The organism is Vibrio sp. 10N.237.312.B06 (assembly GCF_041464685.1).
GTDB lineage: Bacteria > Pseudomonadota > Gammaproteobacteria > Enterobacterales > Vibrionaceae > Vibrio > Vibrio tasmaniensis_A.
This window is the reverse complement of the sequence record NZ_JBFSPI010000049.1, coordinates 1-5187: the sequence shown is the minus strand read 5'-3', so window position 1 is coordinate 5187 and position 5187 is coordinate 1. Positions and strand designations below refer to the sequence as shown.

Here is a 5187-nt window from a genome sequence, read left to right as displayed (position 1 = left end):
CAATCTATCACCTTGTCGTCTGCTGTAAATTCTGCACCTTACTTTGATGCTGATGTGAAGGGGGCGATGTCGGTGCCAAGTTTCTACGACAACTTTAATGTAGAAACGGGAGAGATCATCAATGCCGAAATAGTAGAGAACTTGAAATCGATCATGAGTCAGATTTAGAAATCGAATGACCTTCAATTAGACAAAGCAGCCGTGTTCATGACTGTTTTTCGTTGAGCCGGCTGTCAAAGTTTAAGGACATTAATTAGTTAAGATGAGAATTGGTCGTTATTATAAAGTTAAAGTAAGCTTTAAATATTTATGATCTCAAGGATAGTGTCGTAATGAGAAACATCGTATACCTCACCATAGGCCAGTTGGCTGAGCGAAGTGGTGTGGCACCTTCAGCGCTGCGCTTTTATGAAACCAAAGGGTTGATTGCTTCGATTCGTACTAACGGAAATCAACGTCGTTATCAGTCGGCGATGCTGCGTCGAATCGCGCTGATTCAAGTCGCGCAGTCAATAGGCTTCACGCTCGAAGAGATCACCGAAGAGTTATCAACACTGCCAATGAACCATACCGCGACTAAGCGAGATTGGGAACGCGTTGCGAAGAAATGGCAGGGGCAACTGGACAGTAAGATGGCGCAGATTAAATCGCTACAAGAAAACCTAACTGGTTGTATCGGTTGCGGGTGTTTGAGTATGCAGAAATGCCAATTGTTGAACCCTGAAGATATTCTGCATGACCAAGGACAGGGCGCACAACGCATTGTTGATTAGCTAACTGAGTCCCTGATGGAAACAAGATCTGTGCAACTCACTTTATGCAATTGTGGCGTATACTTATACCATAATGGCTTATACTTAGATGACATGGACTGTTAAGGATCGCTGGCGAATGCGAAGAACCAACAAAATGACACCTAATGAACTGTTTTATGAAAGCTTTGAGCGTTGCAGGATCGATGAAGAATTTCTAGAAACATTTTTGGCGGACTTCTGCGAACACAACCCTAGGTTTTCAGAGCGATTTGAAAACATAGGGTTAGAGCAACAAACCAAGATGCTTAAAGCTTCAATCATCCTTATCTATAACTCTGCAGGTCTGCCGAGCGTACGAAACTCGGTGAGAAAGCTTGGGAAGCGACATAAAGATTTAGGCATGGATATTTCTGAGCAAGAGCTCAACGAGTGGTTTAATTCCTTGCTCAATACGGTTAAAAAATACGATCCACTTTATGATGAAAATGTCGAACAAGCTTGGGCACATACCTTGGAAACAGGACTTGCTATCATGAAGAAAGAGTGTGTAGTCTGAACCAAAATGTCTACAAAGTAAGCCACGAATCATATGTGGCTTACTTTAGTGTTATCCGTGACTAGATTAGAAGGTAAAGCCTGCTTGGATACTTAGTACCGACTCAGGAGTATACCAACTACTTGAACCACCGAACTCATACCAATCAAATCCAGCTCGAGTCACAAACTTGGAGTGGCCGAAAACTGGTTTTAGTGACTTGTATTCTGCGCCGATGCCGTAAGTTAAGCCAAAATCACCATGGGACCCTTTGTGGACTTCATTATTATCGTTAGATAGGAACACCAGTTTGGTATCTGAGTGTGCGTAAAACGCGCCCGCCTTACCATAAACAGCGAAGTTTTCGCTGAAGCTGTGCTTATACATAGGTGTTAATGAAAGCATTAAAGAATCGAACTCTTGCTCTGTTTGAAGCACCTTGTCACCATTATAGCTAGTAGACTTATCGTCAGTGCTGATAACAAGTAACGTCGATTCAATATACCAATTGCTTTGAACGATCTGGCTACCTAACGTGAATTGAGCGCCAACGTCACCGCTATCCATACCTACACCACCTAATGTGTACATTTCGTTTGATGCGAAAGCTGAAGTTGATGCGATCCCCGTAACTGAGGCAATCGTAAGAGCCGCTAAGACTAATTTTTTCATTGTTTTTACTCTGGTTTGTAAATTTCGGGAGAGGATTTTAGCGGCATTTTTAAAATAAAAAACACCGTTCGAATGGGCGGTGGTAAGATTAAATGAAGATTAAATATCTCAAAACATAAGCCTGTATTTCCATGACCTAAAATTAGAATTTTTTAGATGGATTAAATGCGCGGTGTGCGAGAGTTACTCTATGATTTAATGGGTTTTCTATGAGGGAGGGCGGTGCATGTTTCACGAAGAAAAACCTCTGGCGACGGAGGTCATCACCAGAGATAAGAATCATTCGAGGCTTACGTTTTAATCGAAATTAAATCCAAATGACCAATGTTGGGTTGGCCGAGGTTCTAACACGTTACGATAATCGGATTAAAAGTGAGCAGCCCAACCAATCAGGAACCCTTGCGATGCGGTATCGTATTCAAAGGTGCCCTTGTTTTCGTAATCAACCCAAGTGGATTTGTATGCGATGTTTAAGTCAGACCAACTGTTTATCTGGTATCGAGCGCCAGTTAACAGAGATGAGGTAAAGTCGGTATCGCTTCCTAAGCCCATATCTAAGCTTGTATGCACAGTCCAATTTTTGTTGAGCTCCTTGGTCCAACGAACGCCTATCAGATAATCAATCCAATCTTCTTCTAAAGATCTTGAATTCAGGGTTGTCCCGCTGTTTGTGTAGAGTTTGGAATCAATATCGTTATCCCACAAGCGTAATCCAACCATATAATCAATGGCACCAATGTCGTATTGGTAGCGTTTAAAGCCTTTTGCTTCTAAAACGCCTTGTCTGATCTCAAGCTTGCCATTAAGAATACCTGTGTTGCCGATGATTGAATCTGACTTTCCGCTCAGTTTCATGTAGCTGTAGTCAACGTAATAACCCCACTGATTGTTATAGATCCCCTCTAGTCGAAGCATCGCTCCCATATCCAAATGACCCATGATGAATGCAGGGTCGACATCAATATCGCTAGAAATATCACCAATTGTTGTATTACCACGGATATTTAAAGCAAGCGCATAAATTTCTATGCTGTGTTGCCACTTTTGCGTGTCCGATTGTGAACTTGCTTCTTGTGCATTTACGGTTGAACTAACAGCCAACGCTGATGCGAGTAGGTAATGCCATTTAGCCATATTGATATCCTTATCTTCGGTGTGAAATAGCAAGGTTGTGAATGTTTGCTTTAACCATTTGGTTTTTACATATGCAACTTGTATAACTCTGATTGTAGACTATGTTTTTTGAAAAGAGCCAAATTAAAAGAGTAAGGATATGAAGCAACAAAGCGTTTTTTTGTTCGTCGCAGTTATGGGTTTAACACCGATAGCTTTGTCGTATGGTTATGCCCCGGTTGTCTCCCTTGATTATCTTTTCGGAATTGATGCTAGCCCTATCAATGTCACTCATATCTTTCGTGCCGTGATGGGGTTGTACTTAGCGTTGGCTCTGTTTTGGATAGCAGGGGCGTTACTAAAGAAATACCGACTGGCAGCACTCTACAGTTTGGTGGTCTTCATGTTGGGTTTGGCTGCCGGCCGAGTCATTAGCTTGTTGATAGATGGCATGCCTTACTGGCTACTTGTCGTTTATCTACTATTGGAGCTTGGCTTTGGTTTGGTAGGAATAAAAATGGTTCACAAAGAGCAATCTGAAACAGTATAAGGACATTCTATGAAAAGGATTTTCCACCTTGTTGTGATGAGTGTGTTGAGTAGCTTTTCGCTATCGGCATGGTCAGCACAAGAGCAACCGAATATTTTTGTTATCTTCACGGATGATATTGGGATCTCAAATCTGAGTGCTTATCACAATGGTGTGATGAGTAGTGAAACACCGAACATCGACAGTATTGCTGAAAAGGGCATGCTACTGACGGATTATTACGCTCAGCCTTCTTGTACGGCGGGTCGTTCTGCATTCTTAACGGGTCAACTTCCTGTGCGAACAGGCATGCACTCAGTCGGGTTGCCAGGTGGCCCTGTTGGTTTAAGTGCCGACACACCAACGCTTCCTGAAATCCTTAAAACCATGGGTTATGTGACTGGACAGTTTGGTAAAAACCACCTTGGTGACCGAGATGAATTCCTACCGACAATGCACGGTTTTGATGAGTATTGGGGTTGGTTGTATCACTTGAATGCAATGGAATACACAGAAGATCCAGATTGGCCAAAAGATGGCTCTTTGGATGCCTTTGCACCTCGTAATGTGATCTACGCAAAATCGGACGGTAAGGGCGGTCAAACCATTGAAGATGATGGTGCACTGTCGATTGAACGTATGCGTACACTGGATGACGAAGTTAACAAACACACGATTAACTTCATTGAAAGAGCGGTTGAAGCGGATAAGCCATTCTTTACTTGGTATTGCCCATCACGAGGTCACGTATGGACGCATCTTTCTGAAGAGTATGAAGCCATGCTTGGTCAGAATGGTTGGGGACTGCAAGAAGTGGTGATGAAAGATCTTGATGATCATGTCGGAGAAATGCTCGCCAAAATGGAAGAGCTCGGCATTGCAGATAACACCATCATCATTTTCACGGCCGATAATGGTCCTGAAATCATGACATGGCCAGATGGCGGTATGACCCCATTCCATGGCGAAAAAGGGACAACATGGGAAGGTGGCGTTCGTGCTCCTGCATTGGTGAGTTGGCCGGGCAAAATCCCTGCTGGTAGTGTCGGCAATGGCATCTTTGACGGCATGGACTGGTTACCAACGCTGATTGCAGCGGCGGGCGGCCCTACAGATCTAAAAGAGAAAATGCTGAAAGGTCACGATGGCTTTAAAGCGCACTTAGATGGTTACAACCAAGTCGATATGCTGACCGAAAAAGGTGAGTCGAACCGTAAAGAAATTTACTACTACGAACGAGACAAGCTACAAGCGGTTCGAGTGGGAGATTGGAAAGCGCACTTCGTGGTACAGAATCACGGTTGGAGCGGTCCGAAAGAAGAACTCAATGCTCCGTTACTGTTCAACTTACGTCGTGACCCATACGAGCGAGCAGCTGAAGAATCAGGTATGTACTTGAAGTGGATGGGGCAGAAAATGTGGGCATTTGGTCCTGCTCAAGCCGCTATTCAGCAACACTTAGCAACCTTTGAAGAGTGGCCTCCCGTTACGCCTGAATCTCCGGCAGGGAAAACCGGCGGTGTGGGTAACTAGGGCGTGTTGATCTTTCGTGAGTGTTTTTTGAACAGCATGGTAAAGAGTTA

Annotated in this window: 6 protein-coding genes and 1 pseudogene; 5 read left to right on the top strand and 2 right to left on the bottom strand. The window is 43.7% G+C overall.

Features of this window, described 5'->3' with window-relative positions:
- From AB6C75_RS14205 to AB6C75_RS14195, 3 genes and pseudogenes are all read left to right on the top strand, one after another.
- A pseudogene (locus tag AB6C75_RS14205) lies at nucleotides 1–168 on the top strand (NADPH-dependent FMN reductase); the annotation flags it as partial.
- A gap of 164 nt (nucleotides 169–332) precedes the next feature.
- Nucleotides 333–773 carry a redox-sensitive transcriptional activator SoxR gene (gene soxR, locus AB6C75_RS14200; protein ID WP_009847217.1) on the top strand — a complete coding sequence of 147 codons (441 nt, stop codon included), beginning with the start codon at nucleotides 333–335 and terminating at the stop codon, nucleotides 771–773.
- 136 nt (nucleotides 774–909) lie between these two features.
- On the top strand, nucleotides 910–1311 hold the full coding sequence (locus tag AB6C75_RS14195) for a globin (RefSeq protein WP_102249544.1): 402 nt from the start codon (nucleotides 910–912) through the stop codon (nucleotides 1309–1311).
- A gap of 66 nt (nucleotides 1312–1377) precedes the next feature.
- Here the strand turns inward: AB6C75_RS14195 and AB6C75_RS14190 are convergent, their stop codons facing one another.
- Both AB6C75_RS14190 and AB6C75_RS14185 read right to left on the bottom strand, forming a co-directional pair.
- Nucleotides 1378–1962, bottom strand: coding sequence for an outer membrane protein (locus AB6C75_RS14190; protein ID WP_135384755.1), 585 nt, complete (start codon nucleotides 1960–1962; stop codon nucleotides 1378–1380).
- Between the two features lie 366 nt (nucleotides 1963–2328).
- Nucleotides 2329–3096, bottom strand: coding sequence for a hypothetical protein (locus AB6C75_RS14185; protein ID WP_372108010.1), 768 nt, complete (start codon nucleotides 3094–3096; stop codon nucleotides 2329–2331).
- 139 nt (nucleotides 3097–3235) lie between these two features.
- Here AB6C75_RS14185 and AB6C75_RS14180 point away from each other — a divergent pair, with 139 nt between their 5' ends.
- Nucleotides 3236–3625 carry a DUF4345 domain-containing protein gene (locus tag AB6C75_RS14180; protein ID WP_017098733.1) on the top strand — a complete coding sequence of 130 codons (390 nt, stop codon included), beginning with the start codon at nucleotides 3236–3238 and terminating at the stop codon, nucleotides 3623–3625.
- Between the two features lie 9 nt (nucleotides 3626–3634).
- A complete protein-coding gene (locus AB6C75_RS14175; RefSeq protein WP_372108009.1) occupies nucleotides 3635–5137 on the top strand; it encodes an arylsulfatase in 1503 nt (500 codons plus the stop codon).
- Nucleotides 5138–5187 lie beyond the last annotated feature (50 nt).

Coding starts and splice junctions, on each gene's coding strand:
- soxR (WP_009847217.1), top strand. CDS start 333: ATGAGAAACATCGTATACCTCACCATAGGCCAGTTGGCTGAGCGAAGT.
- AB6C75_RS14195 (WP_102249544.1), top strand. CDS start 910: ATGACACCTAATGAACTGTTTTATGAAAGCTTTGAGCGTTGCAGGATC.
- AB6C75_RS14190 (WP_135384755.1), bottom strand. CDS start 1,962: ATGAAAAAATTAGTCTTAGCGGCTCTTACGATTGCCTCAGTTACGGGG.
- AB6C75_RS14185 (WP_372108010.1), bottom strand. CDS start 3,096: ATGGCTAAATGGCATTACCTACTCGCATCAGCGTTGGCTGTTAGTTCA.
- AB6C75_RS14180 (WP_017098733.1), top strand. CDS start 3,236: ATGAAGCAACAAAGCGTTTTTTTGTTCGTCGCAGTTATGGGTTTAACA.
- AB6C75_RS14175 (WP_372108009.1), top strand. CDS start 3,635: ATGAAAAGGATTTTCCACCTTGTTGTGATGAGTGTGTTGAGTAGCTTT.